This window comes from Lysinibacillus sp. 10T31, assembly GCF_056394365.1.
This window is the reverse complement of the sequence record NZ_JBFTHS010000017.1, coordinates 1-26,204: the sequence shown is the minus strand read 5'-3', so window position 1 is coordinate 26,204 and position 26,204 is coordinate 1. Positions and strand designations below refer to the sequence as shown.

Here is a 26,204-nt window from a genome sequence, read left to right as displayed (position 1 = left end):
ATTATCCGATCACTCCCATCAAGTATACTACTGTAAAGATGAATACCCAAACTACGTCGATAAAGTGCCAGTATAAGGCAGCCACGAAGAATTTAGGTGCATTGTATAAGTTAAGACCACGCTTAGCATTACGAAGCATTAACGTAGTAATCCACACAAGACCTAATGTTACGTGGAAACCATGTGTACCAACTAATGAATAGAAAGCAGTTGAGAATGCAGATTGGTTAAATGTAAAACCAAGACCTACATAATGATTGAATTCATAAATTTCCAGACATAAGAATCCAAGACCTAACAGCACTGTAATACCTAACCAAGTTTGCATAGCTTTAAAGTTAAAGTTTCGCATATGGTAAATTGCATAAACAGACGTTAGTGAAGATGTTAATAATAACATCGTCATTGCAAAAGCTAAAGGTAATTCAAATAAACCTTGTGTAGTGAACTCCATGCCAGCTGGCCCTTTGTTCTTAAGTGCTAGGTAAGTAGCGAATAAACTTGCGAAAAGTACAACTTCACAGGCAAGGAAAATCCAGAAACCAACAACTTTATTTTTCCCTTCCATCGTAGCTTGTTCAGGATGATCTGGCCAAGTATGAGGAGTAAATTTAGTATTGAAATCCATTATTTATTTCCTCCTTTGCCGTAAAGATGTTCTTCAATTTCAAGAATTTCTTCTTTGTGTAAGTGGAAGCCGTGATCGTCCTTAACAGAACGGAAAATCATAGCACCAAATGTAATTGCAAGACCCGCAATTAAAACATAAATTGACCACGGTTTATCTGCATCTGGATTATAAAGAGCACCGAATGCAGCGATAAACATACCGATAGAAATAACAAATGGGATAGCTGAGTTATTTGGCATATGAATATCACCGACTGGCTCAGCAAATGTAATTTCTTTATTACCTTCTTGTTTTTCAATCCACCAAGGATCTAAACCACGAACAAGTGGTGTTTGACGGAAGTTATAGAATGGGATTGGTTGTGGAATTGACCATTCTAATGTACGTCCATCGCCCCATGGATCGCGACCTGCTGGTTTGCCTTTGATAGACATTAAGCAGTTGATTACCATTAAGATAACCCCTACACCCATCATAAATGCACCGATTGTAGAGATATAGTTGAACTGATCCCAACCTTGACCTTCCATGTAAGTGAATACGCGACGTGGCATACCCATTAAACCTAAGAAATGTTGAACGAAGAACGTTAAATGGAATCCAATAAAGAATACCCAGAAAGTAATTTTACCAAGTGTTTCGTTTAACATACGGTTGAAGAAGATTGGCCAATAGAAGTGCGCTGAACCAAATAACGCTGTTACGATACCACCAACGATTACGTAGTGGAAGTGAGCAACGATAAAGTAAGAATCGTGTAATTGGTAGTCAAGAGGTGCAGATGCTTGCATTACCCCTGTAACACCACCCGCAACGAATGACGGGATGAAACCAAGTGCATAAAGCATTGGTGTTGTAACTTTAATAGATCCGCCCCAAATAGTTAAGATCCAGTTAAATACTTTCATACCTGTTGGAACGGCAATGGCCATTGTTGCAACAGCAAAGATTGCGTTAGCCGTTGGCCCAAGACCAACTGTAAACATGTGGTGAGCCCAAACCATGAACCCTAAGAAACCGATTAAAATTGTTGCGAATACCATTGAAGAGTATCCAAATAAACGTTTACGAGAGAACGCTGGGATAATCTCAGAGAATAAACCAAATGCTGGTAATACTAAGATATAAACCTCTGGGTGTCCGAAGATCCAGAATAAGTGTTCCCAAATAATTGTGTTACCACCCATTGTATGGTCGAAGAAGTTACCACCGAACATACGGTCAAATAACATCATTAATAAACCAATTGTTAATGGAGGGAATGCGAATAGAATTAATGCACTTGATACTAGCGCAGTCCAAGTGAATAATGGCATACGCATGAATGTCATACCTGGAGCACGCATTGTAATAATCGTAACGATAAAGTTAAGACCGGATATTAATGTACCTGCCCCTGATATTTGTAAACCGAGAACATAGAAGTCAATACCATGTCCTGGGGAATATAAAGATAATGATGCATAAGAAGTCCAGCCCGCATCAGGTGCGCCACCCATAAAGAATGATAGGTGAAGGAATACTGCACCTAGGAAGAATAACCAGAATCCTAAAGAGTTAAGGAACGGGAATGCTACGTCACGCGCACCAATTTGTAATGGTACAAGCATGTTCATAAATGCGAATAGTAATGGAGTCGCAGCTAGGAATAACATTGTTGTTCCGTGCATTGTTAATAATTGATTGAAAAAACCAGCTGAGACGAAATCGTTATTTGGTTTCATTAATTGAATACGCATTAATAACGCTTCAAAACCAGCGATAGCGAAGAACAATGTACCTGCTAATAAATACATTACTGCTAACTTTTTATGGTCAACAGTTGTAATGTATTCCCAGACAGTTGCTCCAAAGCCCTTTTTCTGTGTGTATGAGCTCACAACTTTTACCTCCCTCAAAGTTTGTTACATAAAACTTAAAATTATTTCTCAACAGATAAGCCCATGATATAAGTTGCTAGAGCTTGAATTTCTTCGTCAGTTAAGTCGCCATAAATTGGCGCAGTACCTTCAGCATTCATCATTAAGTTACCTGGTTTAAATTGTCCTGGATCCTTAATCCATGCTTTTAAGTTTTCTTCATTATGTTCTAAGAAACCAGCAACACGGTTACGGTCACCAAATGCAGTTAAGTTAGGACCTTTTGAACCTGGACCGCTTGTACCAGATACAGCATGACATCCCATACAGCTATTAGCAAATGTTGCTTCTCCAAGATCAGCTGAAGTTTTGTCAGGCATTTTTCCATCTGTTGCTTTCATTGAAGCTACCCATGCATCGAATGCATCTGGGCTTAATGCTTTAACTTTGAAGTCCATTAGAGCATGTGAAGGACCACATAACTCAGCACATTTACCATAGAATACGCCGTCTTTAAGGTCTTTTGATTCTTTATCAAATTCTAGATAGAACTTGTTTAAGTTATCTACGTTCGTATCCATTTTACCGCCTATAGCAGGAATCCAGAATGAGTGCTTAACATCGGCAGCTTTTAAGTTAAAGTAAACTTTTTGACCTGTTGGTACAACTAATTCTTGTGCAGTTACAATACCTTGGTTAGGGTATTCAAACTCCCACCAATATAATTTAGCAGTTACATTTACTGTAAGTGCTGTTTTGTCACCGTTTTCATCTACTTCGTCCATTGCAGCAACATCTGCAAATTTGTAAGTAGCCGTAACAACTGGTACTGCTAAGATTAATAATAAAATAATTGGAATAACTGTCCAAATTATTTCAAGAGTGTGACTTCCTTCTACTTGCTTAGGTATAACGTTTTCGCCAACTTTTGAACGGCGGAATTTTAAGAATGCAAGTAAATAGACAACGGATACTACTATTACAACTAACGTCATAATCCCAGTAGCTAGCATTAATAGATTGAATTGTTCTTTACCTACTTGACCAGATGGTTTCAGTGCAGAAATATAATCTTCACCACAACCAGAAAGGAAAACCATCATCACTGCTAGTAGTGAAAAAAGACGCCATTTTTTAAGCCCTTTCATCATAGCTTAATTAAACCCCTCTTTCTTTGTTGTATTTTCATGTGTACCTAGGAAATAAGTTCTGTCTATATGAATTCTTTAGGAAAAGAAAGAATTCCTAAATTCAGCTAAACAACGCAAAAATTATGATGGATACAAATAGTATGGTCATATGATTCAACGAATAGATAAACATATTATTTGCCCATTTCATATCATCTTTTGTGGTAAAGCCTTTAAAAGCTAGAATCAACCAGCCCAAGTTCAATGCAGTGGCAAGAATTAAGAAGCCAACACCAAGCTCTGGTAAAAGGAATGGTAATGGTAATAATAAAAGAATCCAGAAAAACATCGAGTACTTTGTACGTTTAAATCCTTTTACTACAGGTAGCATTGGTATATTAGCTGCACGATATTCCTCCGTACGCTTCATAGCAAGTGCATAAAAATGCGGTGGTTGCCATGCAAACATAATAAGGAATAAGGCAAGTGCTCCAGGACCTAATGCAGGTTCAACAGCTGCAAATCCAATAACTGGTGGAATCGCCCCTGAAATACTTCCAACAACCGTGTTACTAACATGCTTCCTCTTTGACCACATTGAGTACAGAACGACATAAGCAAATATCCCAACTAGTCCCCACATGCCGGCCGCAAACGATGCCGCAAATAACAAAATTTCACCTACAATTAAAAATGAGAGGGCAATGGTCAATACAAAATTCGGCTTAAATCTACCCGTTACTGTCGGTCTACCCTTCGTTCTTTTCATGATTGGATCAATATCCTGATCAATAAAGTTATTCATTGCGCCTGAGCCACCTATAATTAATGCCGCACCCAGCATGGTGAACAATATGACATCGAGCTCTTGCAAGAAGTGTCTACTAGTAAATTGAAATGCCAGCCACATCCCTGTAAATGTTGTGACAAGATTCGAGTTGACGATTCCAATTTTTATTAGTGCTAAGAAATCTTTTACAACAGATGTTGATGCTGGTCCACTATTTCTAGTAGCCGTCAGTGCACGACCGTTTGACATAATACCTCTCCTTTCATTTTTGTAAGCATATTCCGCTACCAATTACTATAGCGAAATTTGCGATTGATTTCTAGACATTAAGTGAAATTTAGATGAAGTTGTAAAAATTAGCTTTGTCTAGAAAAATAATTAAAAACATCATATCTATAGTAAAACATTTTCTAAAATGAATTGTGAAGGTTAGAGTACGAAATTATGAACAATTTGTGAAATGGAATCAACATCTAATACTCCCTTCTCTTTACAAGTTGTTTTTTACCTGTATTTTCGATATCATCTAGTAGCAGAAACATTACTTTCATGTAATGTTCATAGATAAAGTAGGTGACTCATTTTATGCAACACAACAGGTATATGAAATGGTTTGCTGTTGCCGCTACAGTTGGAATGCTCCTTATTTTACTAGGTGGAGCACTTGTTACCAAAACAGATAGTGGCTTAGGCTGTGGTCGAAACTGGCCAGATTGCAATGGTTCTCTTATTCCAAAAGAAATTACACCAGCAGTCTTAATTGAATTTTCACATCGTCTTGTAACTGGGGTCGTATCTATTTCAATTCTTGCGTTAACAGTTTGGACATGGCGTAAACTCGGTCATATTCGTGAAGTAAAATTGTTAGGTTTCTTAGCGATGTTTTTCTTAATCGCACAAGCTCTTATTGGAGCAGCTCAAGTGTTATGGGGACAAGGTGATTTCATATTAGCACTCCACTTTGGGATTTCTCTTATTTCCTTTGCTTCTGTTCTCCTTCTTTCTATGATTGTATTTGAAGTCGATCGGAAATTTGATGCCGATAACGTTTTTATTGGAAAAAAATTACGTTGGCATACGATTGCTGTCACAATTTATTCTTATTTAGTCGTTTATACAGGGGCGCTTGTTCGCCATACAGATTCTAGCTTAATATGTCCTGACTGGCCATTTTGCTATAACGAAACACCATTCGCAGCTTTTAATAATATGTACGAATGGGTGCAAATGGGGCATCGTCTAGCTGTTCTTATCATTTTCATTTGGATTGCATACATAACTTGGCACGCTGTTAAAGAATATAAAAATCAACGAGTTATTTACTATGGCTGGATTATTGCCTTTACTATAGTAATTTTACAAGTGATTGCTGGTATGTTAATAGTCCTAACTAAATTGAATTTAACAGTCGCATTACTTCATTCATTATTAATTTCAATTCTATTTGGTCTACTTTGCTATATGGTAATGCTAGTTGCACGTAGCAATTATAATGAAAAAAGCAAATAATAGTAGAAAAAGATTCGCCATATTTTTCGATGGCGAATCTTTTTATTTTCAAATGCTTCTGCCTCAAAAATTTCACAATTTTATTATTGAAAAATAGCAAATTGATAGGCACATCATCAAAAGTTAGGAATTTGAAGCGAGGCTGGGCGACAAAATAAAGCAAAAGGATTCATACACAGTTCTGGAATGTGGATGTCGATAAAAATTAAAAGTTGGTGATAAAACGTGAAAGTTGGTAGTTAAAATTCAAAAGTTAGTAGATAAAACGTAAAAGTTGGGCGATAATTCCTGAAAGTGTTTCGATAAAACTAAAAAGTTGGATGATATTATGTTAAAACGTATGCCACGTGGATTGGTTGATTGGAGTAGAGCCACGTGAGTGAAGTGACTCATCGGACACCCCCAGGAAATCACTCCACTATATTGTGATGAATTCATTTTAATATGAATACTTTGTAGATTTATCGGAATAATATCCCGTTTTATCGGAACAATTTCAGTATTTAACCATCACATCCTGTGATAACGCCTTCGTGACCAACATCGTGCTGTTGCTGTCGCTTCGCTTTCGCACAGACTTGTTGCCCCGCCCCCCCAGGAAAGCAATCCTACATTATGCTGATGAACCAATATAGCAAACAAAAAAGGTTATTAGTATGCTATATAAGCCATCTAATAACCTTCTTTTTTATCAATTATTCAATTTCAATTAACAAATCACCTGTTGAAATGGCGTCGCCCGCGCTTGCGTATACTTCTTTCACGATGCCGTCTTTCGGTGCTTGGACAGTCGTTTCCATTTTCATTGCTTCGGTAATTAATAAGTGATCCCCCCGTTTTACAGGGCTTCCTTTTGATACGACTACCTTTAAGACCGTACCTGGCATCGTCGCGCCAATTTGATTTGGATTGCTTGGATCCGCTTTTAATGCCAAACTACCATCTACTTCGACAGTCATATCTTGAATCACGAGTTCGCGGGATTGACCGTTTAACTCAAAGTAAATAACACGCGTACCATCGTGCTGTGGTTCACCAATGGAAACAAGTTTAATAATCAGTGTTTTTCCTTTTTCGATTTCGACTTCGATTTCTTCACCTAGTTTTAACCCGTACAGGAATGTTGGCGTATCTAATACCGAAATATTGCCGAAAGAGTTCACTGTTTTTGCATACTCTTCAAACACTTTTGGATACAAAGCAAACGCTAGCACATCCTGTTTCGTCACGGCACGATTTAATTTTTCCTCTAGTACCGCCTCTAGTTGCTCAAAATTCACAGGCTCCAATAGCTCGCCAGGACGTACCGTAATTGCTTCACGATCCTTTAACACAACCTTTTGCAGTGCCTCTGGGAAGCCACCATGCGGTTGTCCTAAATACCCCTGGAAGAACTCAATCACAGAATCTGGGAAGTCGATAGTTTGCCCTCTTGTCAGTACAGAATTTTCATCTAAATCATTTTGTACCATAAATAACGCCATATCACCGACAACTTTCGATGATGGGGTTACTTTGACAATATCGCCAAATAGAAGGTTTACACGTGAATACATGTGCTTCACTTCTTCCCATCTGTCCCCAAGGCCCACTGCTTTGGCCTGCTGCTGCAAGTTACTGTATTGGCCCCCTGGCATTTCGTGGACATAAATTTCTGAATGCGGGCTAATCATGCCGCTTTCAAAATCCTTATAATATTTACGCACATCTTCCCAGTAGTACGATAACTTTTCAAGCGCATCGATATCGGCACGAACCTCACGCTTACTGCCCTTCATTGCATAGTACAAGGAATTTGCACTTGGCTGGGACGTTAATCCTGCCATTGAACCGAGCGCCGTATCAATGATGTCCACTCCCGCCTCAATCGCTTTGGCATATAAATAAATACCATTGCCACTTGTATCATGCGTATGCAAATGGATTGGTAGACTTGTCGTCTCCTTCAACTCGGAAATTAAACGATAAGCTGCTTCTGGTTTCAATAATCCAGCCATATCTTTTATCGCTAAAATATGGGCACCTGCTGCTTCTAGCTCCTTTGCCATTTCCTTGTAATATTGAACTGAATATTTTGCTCTTGTTTCATCAAAAATATCTCCTGTGTAACAGATCGCGGCTTCAGCAATTTTACCTGATTGGCGCGCAGCATCAATGGCTACTTCCATTCCTTTAATCCAGTTCAAGCTATCGAAAATACGGAAAACATCAATGCCTGATGCCGCTGATTCAGCGATAAACTCACGAATTAAATTATCTGGGTAGTTTGTGTAGCCGACTGCATTCGCACCACGCAATAACATTTGGAATAACACATTCGGTACTTGTTCACGTAGCTTGGCAAGACGCTCCCATGGGTCTTCTTTTAAGAAACGATACGCCACATCAAACGTCGCGCCTCCCCACATTTCAAGTGAGAAGAAATCATGCATCATGCGAGCTGTTGCATCTGCAATTTCGAACATATCCTGTGAACGTACACGTGTCGCAAGAAGTGATTGGTGTGCATCTCGGAAAGTTGTATCCGTTAATAGCACGTCTTCTTGCTCTAGAATCCATTTCACAAGCCCGTCTGCTCCTTGGGTATCTAAAATTTGCTTTGTCCCCGCCGGAGGAACGATTAATTTATCGACTTTTGGGATGCTCGGCTTTACAAAAATTGGTTTTACCTTCTGCTCTACCCCAGGGAAGCCATTTAGCGTCACATTACCAATATAGCTTAAAAGTTTTGTCCCACGGTCTTTGCGCTCAGGGAAAATGAATAGTTCAGGCGTTGTATCGATAAAGCTTGTATCAAATGCTCCCGTTAAAAATTTCTCATGCGTCACGACATTATTTAAGAATGGGATATTCGTTTTCACCCCACGAATACGGAACTCTTTTAAATTTCGGTCCATTTTTGCAGCGGCTTCTTTAAACGTCATCCCTGTTGTTGAAATTTTCACTAGTAATGAATCATAGTACGGTGTTACTACTGCCCCTTGGAAGCCATTTCCGGCATCTAATCGAACGCCGAAGCCACCGCTTGAACGGTACACCATGAGCTTCCCTGTATCTGGCATAAAGTCATTAGCTGGGTCTTCCGTTGTGACACGCGCTTGAATCGCATAGCCAATCAATGGAACATCCGCCTGTTGTGGAATATGGATTTCCTCACTATGCAGACCGTAGCCTGCTGCCACCTTAATTTGGGCGTGCACAATATCAACACCCGTAATCATTTCTGTAATCGTATGCTCTACTTGAATACGAGGGTTAACTTCGATGAAATAAAAATCCTCGCCTGCAACTAAAAACTCTACTGTCCCCGCATTTATGTATGAGACATTTTTCATTAATTGAACCGCCGCATCGCAAATTCGGCTTCTTAAATCTTCCGAAATTGAATTAGATGGTGCGATTTCAACAACCTTTTGATGACGACGTTGAATCGAGCAATCACGTTCATATAAATGAATGATATTGCCCTGTTGATCGCCAATAATTTGGACTTCAATGTGCTTCGGCTTAATAATAGCCTTTTCTACATACACCTCATCAGAGCCAAATGCTGCCTTCGCCTCCGATTTTGCACGTTCATAGGAGGAAGCTAGCTCCTCTTCTGTATGAACAAGGCGCATTCCACGACCACCGCCGCCTAGCGCTGCCTTAATCATAATTGGATAGTCATAAGCGCTAGCAAAAGCCTCTACCTCTGCTAAATTATCCACCGGACCATCTGTACCAGGAATAACAGGAATGCCTGCAGCAATTGCTTGTTCACGCGCCTTCACCTTATCTCCAAACATATCTAAATGCTGGGAAGTTGGCCCAATGAAGACAATCCCTTCTTCTTCACATCGACGTGCAAATTCTACGTTTTCCGATAAAAAACCATAACCCGGATGAATCGCATCAACATTAGCATCTTTGGCAATAGCAATAATGCCCTCAATATCTAAATAAGCATCAATTGGTTTCTTGCCAGCTCCCACTAAATAGGCCTCATCTGCTTTAAAGCGATGAAATGCACCACTATCCTCTCGCGAATAAATGGCCACTGTTTGGATATTCAACTCCGTACATGCACGGAAAATACGAATTGCAATTTCTCCTCGATTGGCTACGAGAATTTTTTTGATTGACTCCATTGATATCCCCCTTTATGATTGTGTCTTTCTCCTTTCTATCTTTTCAAACATAGAAACATTGATTAATATTCCCATTGCTAAAGATAGAATAATTATAGATGTCCCGCCATAGCTAATAAAAGGTAACGTTACACCGGTTAACGGGATTAACCCAGTTACACCCCCAAGATTGATAAACGATTGCCAGCCAATCCAACTCGCAATACCGGCCGTAATCATACGTGCTAGTGGATCTTTCGTGCGCAACGCAATCGAAAATCCTTTATATACAATAAATCCTAAACCACCTAAAACGATAAGAACGCCCCAAATTCCTAGTTCCTCCATAATAACCGCCATAATAAAATCGGTTTGTGGTTCAGGTAAATACCCCAATTTTTGAATCGATTGACCGAGACCTCTTCCCTCTAGACCGCCTCCGCCAATGGCATAATAACTATTGACAACTTGGTGACCACTACCATTCTCATACTCAAACGGGTTTATGAAAGATTGAAGACGTCCCAGACGGTTTGTCGTTAACATATTTCCTTTAAACAGCATTAGTATACCAAAGATGACTCCTCCAAACGCACCCAATACCCCGAAAAACTTCCAAAACGTTTTAAATGGTATGCCACTCGCTGCTACAACAGAAACAGCAATTCCACATAGAATAATACTTGCTCCCAAGTCGGTTTCAAATGCTACACCAGCAACAACCATAATCCAGATAAATATTGGATAAAATATTTCTTTTGGTTGTAGCTTTTCAAGTGTATATTTTTGTCCTTTCCGATAAAAAGCAGCAGCAAAATATAAAATTATAAATAGCTTCGCATATTCAGAAGGCTGAAAGTTCCCAAAACCTGGAACGTGTATCCAACTTTTAGACCCTATTCCTGCTTCATCACCATTACCAGCAACTTTTACCCAAGTAAATAGTACAACTAATACAGCCGTAAGTATCAACATAACTTTTTTATTCGCATAATGCTTATAAGGGAAAAATGCCGCTGCTAAAAACCCAAGAAAAGCTACAATTAAATTGATTACTTGCTTGTGGTAATAATAATCTGGCGCCTTTCCTTTTATTGCAATCGCTACCATCATACTTGAACTATAAATCATTACTAACCCAAATAAGCTTAATAGTAGGTACGTAAAAAATAATGGGTAATCAAAATTTTGTGCATAACGTTTTAAGTATTGTTTCATTGGAAAACCTCATTCTAGAAAAAAAACTCAAATCGCAAATTGCGTTTGAGTTTTTTCTTTTTATTTGTCTGTATACGCGTCATGTAGTACAGAAAGTTCTTTCTCGAGTGAATCGAGAATTTCTTTGCCTTTTTCGCGATCAATGAGTCCAAGCTTCACAGCAAAGTCAATTTCACGTGAAAGGCCGAACATTTGTGTATCTAATACTTCTTCATATAAAGGGCATTGTGGCATTGTTAAATGATCCATTTGTACTCGAATGAGGCGAGCAATTTTGTCTGCATCAGCAACTAAAAGCTCCAAAGCCTTCTCTTGAAAAGAAGTTTGTGATTTAGTATCCATGAGGACGCCCCCATTATCTGATATTTCTTCGATTCTATCTTAATAAAGTTTATCTTTTAGTCGTTAAAATTGCAAGTGTCTACATTGGAAAATAGAGAAATCGAATTATATTTCTTTATTATCTCTAGTCATTAGCGTTATACTATTTCATGGATATATAAGATTTGAGGAGGATTTCTATTATGGAAACAATAATTCCTATCAAGGGCGCAGTTACATTCCAACTAACATTAGATCCCACTGTTTGGATTTTCGATGATCGTAAATTAGATTTAAAAACATACTTCGATGCAAAAGAAGTTGAGGAAGATTCGGATATTAAATATATGCGTGAAGTAGGTGCTCACTGGTCACGTGAGATTATGGAAGGAGCTACTTTCCCACCAACATTGAAATCAGAACGAAAATTTGACCGCAAAGGGATGGAAACAGGTACTTTCGGTATCGAATTAAGTCACTTCTTGAAAAATGCTGGAATTAAACCTGAAGCGACAACAATCGTCATTGAATGTGAAGATGGCAAAGAATATTCATTTACAATCGAAGAAGCTTATACATTAATTTTAAAATATAGCCAAGATGGTAAGCCATTATTAGAAGATGGTCCCGTTCATGTGCTATTTAAAAACGGTTCAAATGTAGACAACCCTATCAAAAATGTATTAGCAATTCGTGCTGAGTAGGAGGGAATGCAATGCGCGTAAAATGCGTTATTTGCGATACAATTAACAATTTAGATGATAATTTACCGTTAGCAAAAAAATTACGCAATCGACCAATTCATACGTATATGTGTGGAACATGCCATGATCGTATTGAAGAAAATACCGTTGCACGCATTGAAACAGGAAATTTCCATTTTCATCGTACTTCACCACAAATGGATAAAGAGTTTTAACAGCAACTGAAGGAGGTGCCTCATTATTTGAGACACCTCCTTTGTCGTTCAACCATTATTTTTTACAATCGCCTTCTCAATCAACTCGACAACCTGATACATAATCGTTGCAAAAAAAGCGATGATGAGAAGTGACATAAGAACAAGATTAAAATTAAACACCTGGAAGCCATAAATAATTAAATAACCAAGCCCTTTTGAGGCAACTAAAAATTCACCTACAATGACACCTACCCAAGAAAGTCCTACATTTACTTTCAAAGTAGAAATAATTGTTGGAAATGAAGCTGGTAAAATAACTTCTTTAAATATTTGCCATCTGGTTGCCCCAAAAGTTTGTAATACTTTGCTGTAGTTTGGATCAACCCCTTTAAAAGCTGTATAAACTACGATGGTTGTAATAATTATTGAAATCAACGCACCCATCGCTATAATAGAAAAATAACCTGGACCAAGAGCGACTATTAAAATTGGCCCTAAAGCAACTTTCGGCATGGCGTTTAAAATAACTAAATATGGATCTAGTACCTTCGATAGCATCGGTGACCACCACAATACGATTGCTATTAAAGTGCCTATTAATGTACCGGCAATAAAGCCAATAATCGTTTCCATTAAAGTAACACCAACATGCAGTGTTAATGTTCCATCGCTTACTTTTTCTACTAATGTGTGCCATACCTGCGTTGGTGAACTAAAAATTAAACGGTCAATCCATCCAAATCTTGAAAGAAGCTCCCACCCACAAAAAAATACGAGTAAGATGATAAGCTGATATAATCGAACATAGCGCTTTTCTTTTTTTAGCATTTGAAGATACTGTTTAAATAAAGTACTATCCAAGACTCTCCAGCTCCTTCCAAATAGTTTGGAATATATCTGAATATGTTGGATGCTGTCGAACATCAAAAGGTGAAAGCTCTTGTAACTCCGAAGGGATTTCAAAAACTCTATGCAATGTACCCGGATTTGCCGAGAATAGAAATACCCGTTCACTCATAGCAATTGCTTCACCAATATCATGTGTCACAAGAACTGCAGTTTTTTGGTAGGCCTTTAAGGTTTCAACAACCAAATCCTCCAATTTTAATTTAGACTGATAATCAAGTGCTGAAAATGGTTCATCTAACAATAAAATTTTAGGGTCCACCGCTAAAGTTCTTGCCAGTGCTACTCGTTGACGCATGCCACCTGATAACTCTCTCGGATAGTTGTTCCCTACATGCGGTAAACCAATTTCTTGTAATAGTGAATTTGCAGTTACTTTATGTGTTTTATTGCTTCGCTCCATGATTTTCAAACCAATTGTGACATTTTCTTCGATAGTTTTCCAAGGAAATAAATAATCTTGCTGAAGCATGTAGCCAATGAGAGACTGATTGTGAGCTGAAATTTCCTCACCATCAATGTATACCGTACCTTCTGTAGACGAAAATAAGCCCGCAATAATTGATAATAACGTCGTTTTCCCACATCCGCTCGGTCCTATAAAAGAAACAAATTCACCTTCACGAATATCTAAACTGATATCACGTAAAACTTCCTTAGCCTGCGTTTTCGAAAAATAGCTATGGTGAATATTTTCTACTTTTAAAAATTCCATATTACTCAGCTGCCTTTTTAGCAAAGGTTGTATTCACAAGCTTTTCATAATCCACTCGTTGAGGAAGTTCACCAGCACCCTCCATTATCGTTTGCAAGTTATCCCATTCCCCCTTATCCAAAATAGGATCTGTAGCATAGGAACCCTGTGATTTATAACGCTCAACCACTGTTTCAATTAATCCAACATCTACATTTTCAAAGTATGGCTGAATAATTTTCGCTATTTCGGCCGGACTCGCTTTTTGTACAAAATCCTGTGCTCGTTTCAATGCATTTGTAAAGCCTTGAACGGTCTTCGCTTTGTCCTTTAAATAACTGCTCTTCGCCATAAACGATGTATAAGGTAATTGCCCAGATTCAGTACCAAACGAAGCGACAATATAGCCCTTACCTTCTTTCTCAAGCATGCTCGCTGTTGGTTCAAATAGCTGTACATAGTCCCCTGTTCCAGAAGCAAAGGCTGTAGAAATATTAGCAAAATCAATGTTTTGAATAAGCTTCAAATCATTAGCAGGGTCAATGCCATGCTTTTTCAGGACAAACTCACCCGCCATTTGTGGCATTCCTCCTTTACGTTGCCCTAAAAATGTAGAGCCTTTTAACTGATCCCACGAAAAATTATCCATCTTTTTGCGCGCAACTAAAAATGTGCCATCTGTTTGTGTTAATTGCGCAAAGTTTTGAATCGGGTCATTGGCGCCTTGTAGCGTTACATATATAGATGTTTCCGATCCAACTAAGGCGATATCAATGCCATCAGAAAGTAACGCCGTCATTGTCTTATCGCCACCTGCAATTGTTTGTAGCTCAACGGAAAGCCCTTCATCCTTGAAATACCCTTTTTCAAGTGCTACATACTGTGGCGCATAGAAAATCGAGCGCGTCACTTCTCCAACTTTGACTTTTTCAAGCTCCGTTTTATTACACGCTGTCAAAGAAAGGAGTAACAAAGCGACAACACTAAATAGTAAACTTTTTTTAAGCCAACGCATTCCATTTCCTCCTTGATTGATGAAATAAGCCTATCGACATTAACTTATTCACACTAGAAGATTTCGGTGCCTATCAATTTAGGTTTGAGAGACACAATCGATTGAAAATGGGTTCCGTAGCCAATCGTTTATATGTAGATGGCTTAAAACGATAAAATTTTTTACTATACCAAATAAAACAGCCTTAGCAAATTAATGCTAAGGCTGTTTTATTACTTAAAAACTCATGCAAGTTTCACGGTATAGGAGCCAAGCTACTCTCATTGATTTGCAGCTTGTTGCTCTTCTCTTTTTTCACGCCACATACGTGTTTTATATACAATCAAAATTAACGCCGCTACGATGAGACCCTCAATCATAGGTAGGAATAACGCGAAAAATGTCAACATAATACATCCCAGGAATAGGAACACATAAATGACAATACTTTGAGATAGCTTTAACTTCTTTGCAAAGCCTAATTTATAGACAATTGCAGAAAGTACAAATACAAGAAGAAATACAACGTAGCCTGCAATGTTATAGCTTGGTAAATTTTCATATAAAAATCTTGTTATACCAGCCATTCTCTCATAAACCTTTGTTGTTTCCTCTGCATTTGTTGATGCAGCAACTTGAATAACATTTAGTTCACCCAATAAAGCGGACTTTATATCCAAGACTCCTCTTCCTTTCATGTCAGCGGAAAATTATTGTTCTGCGTTACGTAATTTTTTCGCTGCTTTCTCACGTTCGTTTTTATCTAGAATTTGTTTACGAAGGCGAATAGATTCTGGTGTGATTTCTAAGTACTCGTCATCACCTAAGTATTCAAGCGCTTCTTCTAGTGATAGAATACGTGGTTTTTTAATAACATTCGTTTGGTCTTTGTTTGCTGAACGGATGTTTGTTTTTTGTTTCATTTTTGTGATGTTTACAGTGATATCAGCGTCACGAGTATTTTCTCCAACGATCATACCTTCGTAAATATCTGTACCTGGCTCCAAGAACAGTGTACCACGGTCTTCAATTTGCATCATACCATAAGTTGTTGATTTACCAGTTTCCATTGAAACTAGTACACCTTGGTGACGGCCACCAATTCTTCCTGGTAATAATGGTTGATAGCAATCGAACGTATGGTTGATAATACCGAAACCTTTTGTCATCGACATGAATTCAGTTGTATAACCGATTAATCCACGAGCTGGTACTAAGAACGTTAAACGAACTTGACCACTGCCGTTGTTCACCATATCAAGCATTTCACCTTTACGTGTACCAATTGATTCAATAATTGAACCAACATTTTCTTCAGGCACATCGATTTGAACGCGTTCGAAAGGTTCACATTTCACGCCATCGATTTCACGCACGATTACTTGTGGTTTTGACACTTGTAATTCGAAGCCTTCACGACGCATGTTTTCGATAAGGATAGATAAGTGAAGCTCCCCACGACCTGAAACTGTCCAAGCATCTGGAGAATCAGTATCTTCAACACGTAAAGATACGTCTGTTTGTAATTGAGCACGTAAACGCTCTTCTACTTTACGAGAAGTAACCCATTTCCCTTCACGACCTGCGAATGGAGAATTGTTTACTAAGAAAGTCATTTGTAAAGTTGGCTCATCAATACGTAATGGCGTTAGCGCTTCTGGGTGCTCAACAGGGCAAACTGTTTCACCAACGTTGATGTCTTCCATACCTGAAACGGCGATTAAGTCACCAGCTTTTGCTGTCTCAACTTCTTCACGTTTTAAGCCGAAGAAACCAAAGATTTTCGTTACACGGAAGTTTTTCACTGTTCCGTCTAACTTCATAAGAGATACTTGTTGACCTACAGAAATTGTTCCGCGGAATACGCGACCAATACCGATACGTCCAACGAAGTCATTATAGTCAAGTAAAGCTACTTGGAATTGTAATGGCTCTTCTGAGTTATCAATTGGTGCTGGAATAGCTTCGATAATTTTCTTAAATAGACATTCCATATCCGCTTCTTGCTTAGATGGATCAGCGTCTAAAGAAGCTGTACCATTTACACCTGAAGCATAGACAACAGGGAAGTCTAATTGATCTTCATCTGCACCTAGTTCAATGAATAATTCAAGTACTTCATCTACTACTTCTAGTGGACGAGCTGAATCTTTGTCTACTTTATTAACAACAACGATTGGTGTTAAACGTTGTTCTAATGCTTTTTTCAACACAAAACGTGTTTGAGGCATACAACCCTCATACGCATCGACAACTAGTACAACGCCATCTACCATTTTTAAAATACGTTCTACCTCACCACCGAAGTCAGCGTGTCCAGGCGTATCAAGGATGTTGATACGTGTTCCTTCATAGTTTACTGCTGTATTTTTAGCTAAAATCGTAATACCACGTTCGCGTTCAATATCGTTAGAGTCCATTGCACGTTCTTCAACACGTTCGTTTGAACGGAATGTACCCGATTGTTTTAATAATTGGTCGACTAAAGTAGTTTTACCATGGTCAACGTGTGCGATAATTGCGATATTGCGAAGATCTTGACGTAAGTTTGTCATTATTCCACTCCATATTCTTTTTTCGAATGTTTAACTGTGATATTATAGCACAAGAAGGGTAGAAATGTCCTTATTAGAATTTTCCTCATTCTAAAAAATATATTTGATTTACAAATTTTTAATATAGGAGGCTCGGCTATGAATCGTGCAAAATTCGTAATGGCCGTTTACGCATTAGCGGCTGTTTTAGCAATGTGTTCTATCGGATATTCAGTGGCAGTTGGTAGTGTATTAGGTATAATAGCAGGCATTGTGGCTACATGTGTCATCTTCATGACAGCCTTTAAAATGAAACGTAAACTGCGTGAACAAGGTTTACTTTAATAGTAAAAAGGAGCCTGTCTAAAAAATAGACATGGCTCCTTTATTATTCATAAGGCACGATATAATTTTCTAATAACTCTTTGTGTATAGAAGGATTGGCAATGATAAACGTATCCTGATGCAAGAAATCAAAGCTTTCTCCATGTAAATTAGTGGTGATAGCACCAACTTCCTTAGCTATAATCGTACCTCCAGCAATATCCCACGGCGATAGTCTCATAGATACATAAGCATCTAGTTTACCACTGACAACAAACGCTATTTCCATTGCGGCTGAACCATATGACCGCGTACCACGTACTTTCCGAACCATTTCAATTACTTTTTCATGGTGAATATGTCGGTTTGGTGCTACCCAGTGAGCGTTTATACCAATGACCGATTCCTCTATTTTGACCGACTGCAATTTACGTAATGGTGAGTCATTGTACCATGCCCCTTCGCCTGCAATAGCATAAAATAAATCTTCACGCATTACATCAAATATGTAACCGAGCTTGCCTACCCCATAAACAAAAATACCGATAGAAATCATAAAATGACGATGTTGTTTCACAAAATTCATCGTGCCATCGATTGGATCAATAATCCATACAACGCCTTCTAACGACTCTACTTTCTCTCCCATTCCCTCTTCCCCTAAAATTTTGTGGGTTGGATCGAAATCTCGTATTTTTTCGATAAAAAATAATTCTGTTTCACGGTCAATATTTGTGACAAGGTCATTGGCACTTGATTTTGTCTCGATAACTAGATTGTACGAAAAGGCCTCTCGAATACGGCTACCCGCTTCATATATAATACTTTTCGCAAATTGATCAATTTGTTGTAAATCCATAAAAACCCACCCTTCGATTATAAGAAAAGGCCCTACATTTAGCCTGCTTAAAACTTTTAACTCACTACTTAAGGATGTGCTGATGCCTTTATTTCTTATGACGTTTTGTTAATAAGTAGCACATAATTCTTCCATGAAAATATAACTTTCCATTATGATATACTGTCTATTTTACCCTTTATAGCAATAAAAATCACCTGCTGTCGGAATATTCAGCAAGTGATTTTTCAAATCGGTATAAAATTTCCATTACGCATAGGCGTGCAAGCTGTCAAGTTCCAGCTGAATTTCAGCTAAACGCTTTTTACTTTTTTCAATTTCAATCTCATTTTTTTCATTCATTGCCGAGAATAGCGAGGCTAATTCATAATCTAATTCTAATTGTAAAATGTGTTCATATTGCTTTTCAATGTCGACTTTACGTATAATTTTTACGATTGGTTTCATAAAAATCACTTCCTTTTTTATTTTTTTACAAAACTTATCACATTCGATAAAATGCTTGTTATAAGATTTTTTCCCATTTTCCTTATAAAATAAACCTTATAAATCGAAAGGAGTTAATAAAAATGCCGAAAATAAAGTGGACTAACAAAGACTTCGATGTTTTTCAAATAGACGGTTTAGAACAGAGAATGGATGCATTAAATGTGTGTGTACGACCAAAATTCCAATTGCTTGGAGAGGATTTTTCTTCCTTCTTTTCAAGTCATCTTGGAGAAGAATTTTATCCTCATGTTGCGAAGCATGCGCGTAGAACAGTAAATCCCCCTAATGACAGCTGGGTTGCCTTTGCTCCGTACAAAAGAGGTTATAAATCATTACCTCACTTTCAGATTGGTCTTTGGAGCACACATTTATTCATCGTCTTAGCTATTATTTATGAAGCTCCACAAAAAAATGTGATGGCAGAACGTTTAATTGCCAACAAAGCAATGCTACAGCAGCTTCCTGATGATTTCATTGTCTCTGGGGATCACATGTCTCCAGCGGCAATTTCCATGCAAGATGCCAAGGAAGACAAGCTAGATGAATTACTTATCCGTTTACGTGATGTTAAAAAAGGAGAGTTTTTAGTAGGTCGTCATATTCCAAAAGAACAAGCTGTCAAGCTGTCAGCAAGTCAACTTCAGCAATTAACGGAAGAAACCTTTAGCCGTTTACTCCCTATTTATAACGTCATTGTTGGAAAATAAAGTTTGATGGATTGTGCTTCAAGATTTGTTACATAATAACTAAAACAATTCCACTGACTAATCTTTATATTTATATATTGTGGAAATTTTACGTTATTATCCCTAGAAAACGAAAATTTGTTTGAGGAATATTCTTACGCATGGGAATTTGAGGAAATTATTTATTTTTTCTCCGCTTTTCAAAAATGAGAAAATGTTTTTTATATTGTTTATGTAGTATATGAAATACGCTTATTTTTAACACAGCGATAGTGTAAAGCTATTAGACAAAAAATGTGGACGTGAGAATACTCACGTCCACGTTTTTTTATCGACGTTGCTTAGGGGCAACTTTAATAATCGTGCCATCAGTTGTTTCTTTTGTTTGTTTCACAACAGGGTAACTGACATAGCCACTTGCTTCTTCAAACTCACGGAAAATTGTTTTTTCCTCGGCCTGTGAAGGAACAATTTCTTTAAAACGACGATATTTCGCCATCATTACTTCACGCTTAATGCCTTTTTCATAAGCTTGTTCAATTCCTTCAAAAAATTGGACAACATCAACAATTTCTTCAGTTGACCAATCCGTCGAAAACGGATAAGAGTATTCCATTGGACATAACCACCTTTATATTACTGACCCGATACGAAAAACATATACATTAAGCCCATTTTACCCGAATACTTTCTGCTTCTGCAAGCATTCGAGTGATTAGCTCCTCGACTGTTGGAATATCATGAATCATACCTGTAACTTGTCCAGCCCAGCCAATCCCTTCATCTTTTTCACCATCATAAATAAAACGTTTATTTGCTTTCCCGCTAATATAATCTTTTAATGCCTCATACGTAGGTGTAGTACGCTCAATTTCTAATATCTTTTCCGTAAATTCACTGCTCAACGCTCTTGCTGGTGCACCTATAGAGCGTTTTATAACAGTTGTATCTGCCTCGGTGCTTGCGATTAAGGCTTCTTTATATGCCTCAGAGGCATCAACACATTCCTTTGTCGCTATAAAACGTGTGCCCATTTCAATTCCCTCTGCTCCTAGTGCATGGGCTGCCATCCAGCCACGGCCATCACCAATTCCACCCGAGGCAATAACAGGTATTTTCACACTATCTACAACCTGTGGCACAAGCACCATTGTCCCTATATCATCACGTCCAAGATGACCTCCACCCTCTTGACCAACAACCATAACAGCATCTGCGCCTAGTTCTTCCGCCTTTTGAGCTTGTCTACGTGCAGCAACAAGTACTAATTTTTTAATATCCGTTCCTTCTAAAATATCAAAAATAGGTGCAGGATTCCCGCCAGTCATTGTAACTACTGGTACTTTTTCTTCTACTGCAACACGTACCATATCTTCATAACCAGTACCATACATGCCAATTGCAAAATTTACCCCAAACGGTTTATCCGTTAATGTTCGTAATTTATGAATCTCTGCGCGCAATAAATCAGGATCTCGTAAACTCATTGCTGTTATTTGCCCTAGCCCCCCAGCATTCGACACCGCTGCTGCTAAATCAGCATATGCTAAATAGGCTAATCCCCCTTGAATAATAGGGTATTTAATATTTAAAAGCTTCGTCACACGTGTATTCCAATTCATAATATCTCCCCTTTCCTACGATACTATTTTCTCGAAATTATCAAAATATCCTTTTTATTTTATTTTTTCTGTAAAGTCTATTTTTTCTTGCAATTAGGTGCTATAATTCATTTGTTTTCTTACATATTATAAAGTGAGGTGGTACCTGCGTTGTCACAATTAGAGACTCCATTGTTCGACGTATTACTTAAACATCGGAACAGACATCCAATTCAGTTCCATATTCCAGGCCATAAGAAAGGGCAAGGTATGGATCCTGCGTTCCGAGAATTCGTCGGCGACAACGTTTTATCAATTGATTTAATTAATATTGCTCCACTAGACGATTTACATTCACCGAAGGGCGCCATTAAAGAAGCGCAAGCACTTGCTGCCAAAGCCTTTGGTGCTGATCATACATTCTTTTCCGTTCAAGGTACTAGTGGCGCCATCATGGCGATGATTCTGACCGTCGTCGGTCCAGGTGATAAGATTCTAGTACCACGGAATGTTCATAAATCCATAATGTCGGCGATTGTTTTCGCTGGAGCAATCCCGATTTTTATTCATCCTGAAGTAGACAGTGAATATGGTATTTCTCATGGAATATCGCCTGAAGCTGTCGAAAAAGCTTTAAATGCTTATCCAGATACAAAGGCAGTTCTTGTTATTAATCCAACGTACTTCGGCTTCTCAGCAGACTTAAAGCGTATTGTCGAAATCGTCCATAGCCGCAATATTCCGGTAGTTGTCGACGAAGCACATGGTGTACACATTAAATTTCATGATGATCTTCCATACTCTGCAATGGAAGCTGGAGCTGATATGGCTGCAACAAGCGTACATAAGCTTGGTGGTTCTATGACTCAAACGTCTATTTTAAATGTTCGTGAAGGACTTGTTTCTGCAAAACGTGTACAAGCTATCCTGTCGATGCTAACAACAACATCGACATCTTATCCATTACTCGCTTCTCTTGACACAGCACGACGTCAGTTAGCGATCCATGGTTATGATTTAATTGGCGATGCACTTCGCTTGGCAAAGGATGCACGTAAACGCATTAACCAAATTCCACATTTAAAATGTGCAGGTAAAGAAAAATTAAATTCATCAGCAACTTATGATATGGACCCTTTAAAGCTATTAATTAGTGTTAAAGATTTAGGTATCTCTGGTCATCAAGCTGAAGAATGGCTTCGTCACAATGCAAATATTGAAGTAGAATTATCGGATCTATACAATATTTTATGTTTAGTGACATTAGGTGATACGAAAAAGGAAATTAATCTCCTCATCAATGCCCTTAGTCGTATGTCAAAAGCATTCGATTCAGAAGCTGCTATTACTGAAACAATGGTCAATGTACCAGAAATCCCTGCACTTGCTATGTCACCACGTGATGCATTTTATGCAGATACTGAAGTTGTTCCTCTTGCAGAAGCGGATAATTGTATTTGCGCAGAATTCGTTATGGTATATCCCCCAGGTATTCCGATTTTTATTCCCGGGGAAATAATTACTCAAGAAAATATTCGTTATATTCAAATGAATATTGAAGCTGGTTTACCTGTTCAAGGACCAGAAGATACAACATTAAAAACGATTCGCGTCATAAAAGAACGCAAACCTATTATTTAATGGCAAAGCTACCTCAGAAAGAGGTAGCTTTTTGTCGATTAAAAATAATAATAGAACCAAGAAGAGAGCATACCGAATATAGGAAAAACGAGCCACCAATGCCTCCACAAAAAATCACCAACAGTTTTGTGATCGGATTTATTTGAATCAGGGGCTGAAGCTGGGGCTGGGGCTTCTAGTTTATGATATTTTTCTTCACCTGTAATAAGCTGATCTAAAGAAATTTTATATAAATCACTTAACCTTCTTAAATTATCAATATCAGGATAGCCCTTTCCTAACTCCCATTTTGAAACTGATTGTCTTGAAATATTTAAAAAACCTGCGACATCATCCTGTGTATACTTATGTTGTTCTCTTAATTCCTTTAAACGGTTTTCTAAATTCATTGAACTTCACCTCCAATTTATCGGATATTGATCAAATAATAATGGATTATTACACTTTATTCTAGAAGTTGTTATTTGCTAATTCGCAACGCATAGTTGCTTTCATGAACTAAGCAAAAAATTCGATTATAGAGCTTACTTCACTTACAATATAATCAATTATGCCTCGACATAATTGCCGCTGCCGTTTCGCTTTCGCGCAGATAAACAATGCGTCCAGAATCGTCTTTGTGCTTGGGCCGACACGATGTCGGTCATTTCGGTAATGCCACAGGACGTGGCGTTTTTACCGATGCAGGTCAATTAGCCGTTATCGCATGGATGCGATGATTTTAGGCTAACATCCTTTTAAGAACTCCTTTCCGATTCTGTGACATCCGCCGGAGACTTTGGGCCAACAAATGTTTTTTGCGCGAAAGCGAAGCGGCAGCAGCAGATGTTTTTTGCGCGAAAGCGTAGTGCTAACGTAGCGTCAGCAGCATGAAGTTGGTCACTCAGTCGTTGCCACAGGACGTGGCGTTCTTAGACTGAGTTCCTCTCTTTCAGCAGATGTCTGGACACCCGCTGAAAAAAGTTAAAGGAGTGATGAGATGAACACATGGGATCAACGATTCAAAACGATCGAATATGTTTATGGTGAGCAGCCAAATGCATTTATAGAAGACTATGTACACTATTTAAAGGATTATCCAAATGTAGCTGCATATGCCGAAGGTGAAGGTCGAAATGCTGTATTTTTAGCTTTACAAGGGCATACAGTAACTGCCTTTGATTATGCGGAAAGCGGTCTTGAAAAAACAGAACAGCTTGCAGAAAAACATAATGTTTCCGTTCATACAAATCTTACTGATTTACTGCAAGATGAACTGCCAGTAGAAATGTTTGATGCTGCTATTATGGTGTTTGGACATTTTCCAGCTGAGCAGCAACAAGAAGTGTTTAAGCGGATTGTAAACTCTGTAAAATCTGGCGGTCGTATTATGATGGAACTTTATTCAATTTATCAACTACCTTACGCGTCAGGTGGCCCAAGACAGCTTGATTTCTTATATGATCCTTTGGATGTTCTAAAGTGGTGTCAGCCTCATAAAATCATCCATTTTTTCACAGGTGAACAAATGCGAAATGAAGGTATACTCCACACAGGACTTGCTCATACCATTCAATTTATTATCGAAAAAAATTAAAAAGACTATATACAGATTTCTGTATATAGCTTTTTTTCACAAAAATAAATAAACAAATAGTGGACATAAAAATGCGCCTATAATTGCAGTTAAGGCCATAGATAGTGAGCCTACTGATAATTCTTGTTCTCCGTATTCTCTTAATTTAACAAGTCCAACGCCATGTGAAGCACTACCTACTGCAACACCTCTACTAACGGCTGAATCAATTTTGCCGTATTTAATGACTAACGGTCCAATAATAGCGCCTACAAATCCCGCTAACATTACGAGTACAGCTGTTAATGGTGGAATGCCGCCAATTGTCTCACTCACCTGCATACCTACAGGTGTCGTTAATGATTTAGGCAAGGCCGTCAGCAGCCAGCTTTTATTGACGCCAATCCATTTCAGCATAACAAATATTGTCGCTAAGCCCGTAATCATAGCGATAAAAATACCTGACAAAATAGCATACTTATATTTCATAATGATCTCACGCTGATTATATAGAGGATACGCAAGGGCTACAACTGCTGGACCTAGCATTTTTTGAAGCCATTTTCCTCCCTCCATATAAGTAGAATATGGAATATTAAAGACTAATAACATAACAGCACTGACGATTGTTGTCGTCACTAGCGGAATCATTAGAGGATGTGGGTAACGTTGATAAAGCTTTGTAAATAACACGAATAAGACAACTGTGCCAACGACAACAATAATTTCAATCAACCGTTAATTCCCCCTCTCCTTCCTCTACAATGGCTTCTGTTTCTTTTTTAGCCAGCTCTTTTTTCTCAACCATTTGACTAAGTAATCCTGTAACATAAATAGAGATTAGTGTGCTTGCTATAACGGCTAGCATAATCAAGAGGCCAGTTGTTGAAAAAAGTTCAGGGTAGTCAATCACTCCTACTGTTGCAGGAATGAAAAACAAGGTTAATACGCCAATTAAGAAGCCTGCTCCATCTTGAATGTATTCTACTTTAATTATTTTAAAATTAAGTGAAAGTGCTAGTAATAGTAATCCAATTACACTTCCTGGAAGAGGTACATGTAGTAAAGCCACAATACCGACACCCATGTAATAAAAAATATTGAGTATCCCAATCTGAACAATAATACGAACAACTCTCTTTAACATCGAAGCAAAATTTTCGTTCAACATTTCGCCACATTCCACCCCCTATAACGCTTATTCTACATCTGCATGAATTTTCTGTCTATTATAATTTTAGGAAAACAATAGAAAAAAAAGGATAACTCCAAAACTAAAATGTACCCTTTGTAAAGGACATTTTAAAAAAGGTTAGGCAACTTTTTGAAGCTGCTGTCTGTATTTTGCAGGCGGCAGCTTTTTTAAATTCCATTGCCCTCGATAATGATTGTAGTAAATCATATAACTCTTAATTTCTTTTTTTACTTCTTCTAACGTTTCACATGCTCTAAT

Annotated in this window: 27 protein-coding genes; 7 read left to right on the top strand and 20 right to left on the bottom strand. The window is 38.1% G+C overall.

What is annotated here, in order from left to right; translation table 11 throughout:
• Nucleotide 1: 1 nt before the first annotated feature.
• The 4 genes from AC1DCY_RS11605 to cyoE all read right to left on the bottom strand — a co-directional run bounded on the left by AC1DCY_RS11605 (nt 2) and on the right by cyoE (nt 4,659).
• Nucleotides 2-628 carry a cytochrome (ubi)quinol oxidase subunit III gene (locus tag AC1DCY_RS11605; protein WP_477350252.1) on the bottom strand — a complete coding sequence of 209 codons (627 nt, stop codon included), beginning with the start codon at nt 626-628 and terminating at the stop codon, nt 2-4.
• On the bottom strand, nt 628-2,511 hold the full coding sequence (gene ctaD, locus AC1DCY_RS11600; RefSeq protein WP_477350251.1) for a cytochrome c oxidase subunit I: 1,884 nt from the start codon (nt 2,509-2,511) through the stop codon (nt 628-630). Before ctaD ends, AC1DCY_RS11605 begins: the two co-directional genes overlap by 1 nt.
• Before the next feature lie 41 nt (nt 2,512-2,552).
• Nucleotides 2,553-3,641: a cytochrome c oxidase subunit II gene (coxB, locus tag AC1DCY_RS11595; protein ID WP_477350249.1), complete on the bottom strand. Its 1,089-nt coding sequence runs from the start codon at nt 3,639-3,641 to the stop codon at nt 2,553-2,555.
• Between the two features lie 100 nt (nt 3,642-3,741).
• Nucleotides 3,742-4,659, bottom strand: a complete 918-nt coding sequence (gene cyoE / locus AC1DCY_RS11590) for a heme o synthase (protein ID WP_477350247.1) — start codon at nt 4,657-4,659, stop codon at nt 3,742-3,744.
• Nucleotides 4,660-4,995: 336 nt separating this feature from the next.
• On the opposite strand from cyoE, the gene AC1DCY_RS11585 reads away from it, so the two are divergent.
• The gene (locus AC1DCY_RS11585; RefSeq protein ID WP_477350245.1) at nt 4,996-5,919 is read left to right on the top strand and encodes a COX15/CtaA family protein; all 924 of its coding nucleotides are present in this window, start codon (nt 4,996-4,998) and stop codon (nt 5,917-5,919) included.
• A 695-nt stretch (nt 5,920-6,614) separates the two neighbouring features.
• Here the strand turns inward: AC1DCY_RS11585 and pyc are convergent.
• From pyc to AC1DCY_RS11570, 3 genes are read right to left on the bottom strand one after another with little or no spacing between them, the layout of a single operon-like run.
• Nucleotides 6,615-10,049, bottom strand: a complete 3,435-nt coding sequence (pyc, locus tag AC1DCY_RS11580) for a pyruvate carboxylase (protein WP_477350243.1) — start codon at nt 10,047-10,049, stop codon at nt 6,615-6,617.
• Nucleotides 10,050-10,061: 12 nt separating this feature from the next.
• Nucleotides 10,062-11,246, bottom strand: a complete 1,185-nt coding sequence (locus AC1DCY_RS11575) for an FtsW/RodA/SpoVE family cell cycle protein (protein WP_477350242.1) — start codon at nt 11,244-11,246, stop codon at nt 10,062-10,064.
• A 60-nt stretch (nt 11,247-11,306) separates the two neighbouring features.
• Nucleotides 11,307-11,588, bottom strand: a complete 282-nt coding sequence (locus AC1DCY_RS11570) for an Fpa/YlaN family protein (protein ID WP_053483432.1) — start codon at nt 11,586-11,588, stop codon at nt 11,307-11,309.
• A gap of 182 nt (nt 11,589-11,770) precedes the next feature.
• On the opposite strand from AC1DCY_RS11570, the gene AC1DCY_RS11565 reads away from it, so the two are divergent.
• Nucleotides 11,771-12,271: a molybdopterin-binding protein gene (locus AC1DCY_RS11565; RefSeq protein ID WP_477350240.1), complete on the top strand. Its 501-nt coding sequence runs from the start codon at nt 11,771-11,773 to the stop codon at nt 12,269-12,271.
• Nucleotides 12,272-12,282: 11 nt separating this feature from the next.
• Complete coding sequence (locus tag AC1DCY_RS11560) at nt 12,283-12,486, top strand: YlaI family protein (protein WP_477350238.1); 204 nt, start codon at nt 12,283-12,285, stop codon at nt 12,484-12,486.
• Between the two features lie 48 nt (nt 12,487-12,534).
• Here AC1DCY_RS11560 and AC1DCY_RS11555 read toward each other — a convergent pair whose 3' ends face one another.
• From AC1DCY_RS11555 to typA, 5 genes are all read right to left on the bottom strand, one after another.
• A complete protein-coding gene (locus AC1DCY_RS11555) occupies nt 12,535-13,329 on the bottom strand; it encodes an ABC transporter permease (RefSeq protein ID WP_402995964.1) in 795 nt (264 codons plus the stop codon).
• A complete protein-coding gene (locus AC1DCY_RS11550) occupies nt 13,322-14,089 on the bottom strand; it encodes an ABC transporter ATP-binding protein (protein WP_477350235.1) in 768 nt (255 codons plus the stop codon). Before AC1DCY_RS11550 ends, AC1DCY_RS11555 begins: the two co-directional genes overlap by 8 nt.
• A gap of 1 nt (nt 14,090) precedes the next feature.
• On the bottom strand, nt 14,091-15,083 hold the full coding sequence (locus AC1DCY_RS11545; protein WP_477350233.1) for an ABC transporter substrate-binding protein: 993 nt from the start codon (nt 15,081-15,083) through the stop codon (nt 14,091-14,093).
• Between the two features lie 260 nt (nt 15,084-15,343).
• On the bottom strand, nt 15,344-15,742 hold the full coding sequence (locus tag AC1DCY_RS11540; protein WP_477350232.1) for a YlaH-like family protein: 399 nt from the start codon (nt 15,740-15,742) through the stop codon (nt 15,344-15,346).
• Nucleotides 15,743-15,772: 30 nt separating this feature from the next.
• Nucleotides 15,773-17,617 carry a translational GTPase TypA gene (typA, locus tag AC1DCY_RS11535; protein ID WP_477350230.1) on the bottom strand — a complete coding sequence of 615 codons (1,845 nt, stop codon included), beginning with the start codon at nt 17,615-17,617 and terminating at the stop codon, nt 15,773-15,775.
• A 138-nt stretch (nt 17,618-17,755) separates the two neighbouring features.
• Here typA and AC1DCY_RS11530 point away from each other — a divergent pair, with 138 nt between their 5' ends.
• A complete protein-coding gene (locus AC1DCY_RS11530; protein ID WP_477350228.1) occupies nt 17,756-17,941 on the top strand; it encodes a DUF5325 family protein in 186 nt (61 codons plus the stop codon).
• Nucleotides 17,942-17,984: 43 nt separating this feature from the next.
• Here AC1DCY_RS11530 and AC1DCY_RS11525 read toward each other — a convergent pair whose 3' ends face one another.
• Together AC1DCY_RS11525 and AC1DCY_RS11520 are read right to left on the bottom strand one after the other, a co-directional pair.
• The gene (locus tag AC1DCY_RS11525) at nt 17,985-18,779 is read right to left on the bottom strand and encodes an inositol monophosphatase family protein (protein WP_477350226.1); all 795 of its coding nucleotides are present in this window, start codon (nt 18,777-18,779) and stop codon (nt 17,985-17,987) included.
• 249 nt (nt 18,780-19,028) lie between these two features.
• Entirely contained in the window at nt 19,029-19,226 is a 198-nt protein-coding gene (locus tag AC1DCY_RS11520) for a hypothetical protein (protein ID WP_477350224.1), read from the bottom strand.
• 122 nt (nt 19,227-19,348) lie between these two features.
• Here AC1DCY_RS11520 and AC1DCY_RS11515 point away from each other — a divergent pair, with 122 nt between their 5' ends.
• A complete protein-coding gene (locus AC1DCY_RS11515; protein WP_477350223.1) occupies nt 19,349-19,975 on the top strand; it encodes a YktB family protein in 627 nt (208 codons plus the stop codon).
• A 307-nt stretch (nt 19,976-20,282) separates the two neighbouring features.
• Here AC1DCY_RS11515 and AC1DCY_RS11510 read toward each other — a convergent pair whose 3' ends face one another.
• Nucleotides 20,283-20,570 carry a UPF0223 family protein gene (locus tag AC1DCY_RS11510; RefSeq protein WP_477350221.1) on the bottom strand — a complete coding sequence of 96 codons (288 nt, stop codon included), beginning with the start codon at nt 20,568-20,570 and terminating at the stop codon, nt 20,283-20,285.
• A 49-nt stretch (nt 20,571-20,619) separates the two neighbouring features.
• Nucleotides 20,620-21,576, bottom strand: a complete 957-nt coding sequence (locus AC1DCY_RS11505) for an NAD(P)H-dependent flavin oxidoreductase (RefSeq protein ID WP_477350219.1) — start codon at nt 21,574-21,576, stop codon at nt 20,620-20,622.
• A gap of 150 nt (nt 21,577-21,726) precedes the next feature.
• Here AC1DCY_RS11505 and AC1DCY_RS11500 point away from each other — a divergent pair, with 150 nt between their 5' ends.
• Nucleotides 21,727-23,196, top strand: a complete 1,470-nt coding sequence (locus tag AC1DCY_RS11500; protein ID WP_477350217.1) for an aminotransferase class I/II-fold pyridoxal phosphate-dependent enzyme — start codon at nt 21,727-21,729, stop codon at nt 23,194-23,196.
• Nucleotides 23,197-23,234: 38 nt separating this feature from the next.
• Here the strand turns inward: AC1DCY_RS11500 and AC1DCY_RS11495 are convergent, their stop codons facing one another.
• Complete coding sequence (locus tag AC1DCY_RS11495) at nt 23,235-23,585, bottom strand: helix-turn-helix transcriptional regulator (protein WP_477350215.1); 351 nt, start codon at nt 23,583-23,585, stop codon at nt 23,235-23,237.
• Between the two features lie 590 nt (nt 23,586-24,175).
• On the opposite strand from AC1DCY_RS11495, the gene AC1DCY_RS11490 reads away from it, so the two are divergent.
• Nucleotides 24,176-24,772 (top strand): class I SAM-dependent methyltransferase, encoded by a 597-nt coding sequence (locus AC1DCY_RS11490; RefSeq protein ID WP_477350213.1) that lies wholly within the window; start codon nt 24,176-24,178, stop codon nt 24,770-24,772.
• Nucleotides 24,773-24,808: 36 nt separating this feature from the next.
• Here the strand turns inward: AC1DCY_RS11490 and AC1DCY_RS11485 are convergent, their stop codons facing one another.
• The 3 genes from AC1DCY_RS11485 to AC1DCY_RS11475 all read right to left on the bottom strand — a co-directional run.
• The gene (locus AC1DCY_RS11485) at nt 24,809-25,486 is read right to left on the bottom strand and encodes an LrgB family protein (RefSeq protein WP_477350211.1); all 678 of its coding nucleotides are present in this window, start codon (nt 25,484-25,486) and stop codon (nt 24,809-24,811) included.
• A complete protein-coding gene (locus AC1DCY_RS11480) occupies nt 25,479-25,922 on the bottom strand; it encodes a CidA/LrgA family protein (RefSeq protein ID WP_477350209.1) in 444 nt (147 codons plus the stop codon). The genes AC1DCY_RS11485 and AC1DCY_RS11480 overlap by 8 nt, the downstream gene beginning before the upstream one ends.
• A 141-nt stretch (nt 25,923-26,063) precedes the next feature.
• On the bottom strand, nt 26,064-26,204 hold a 141-nt coding region (locus AC1DCY_RS11475), incomplete at its 5' end, for an IS3 family transposase (protein ID WP_477350370.1).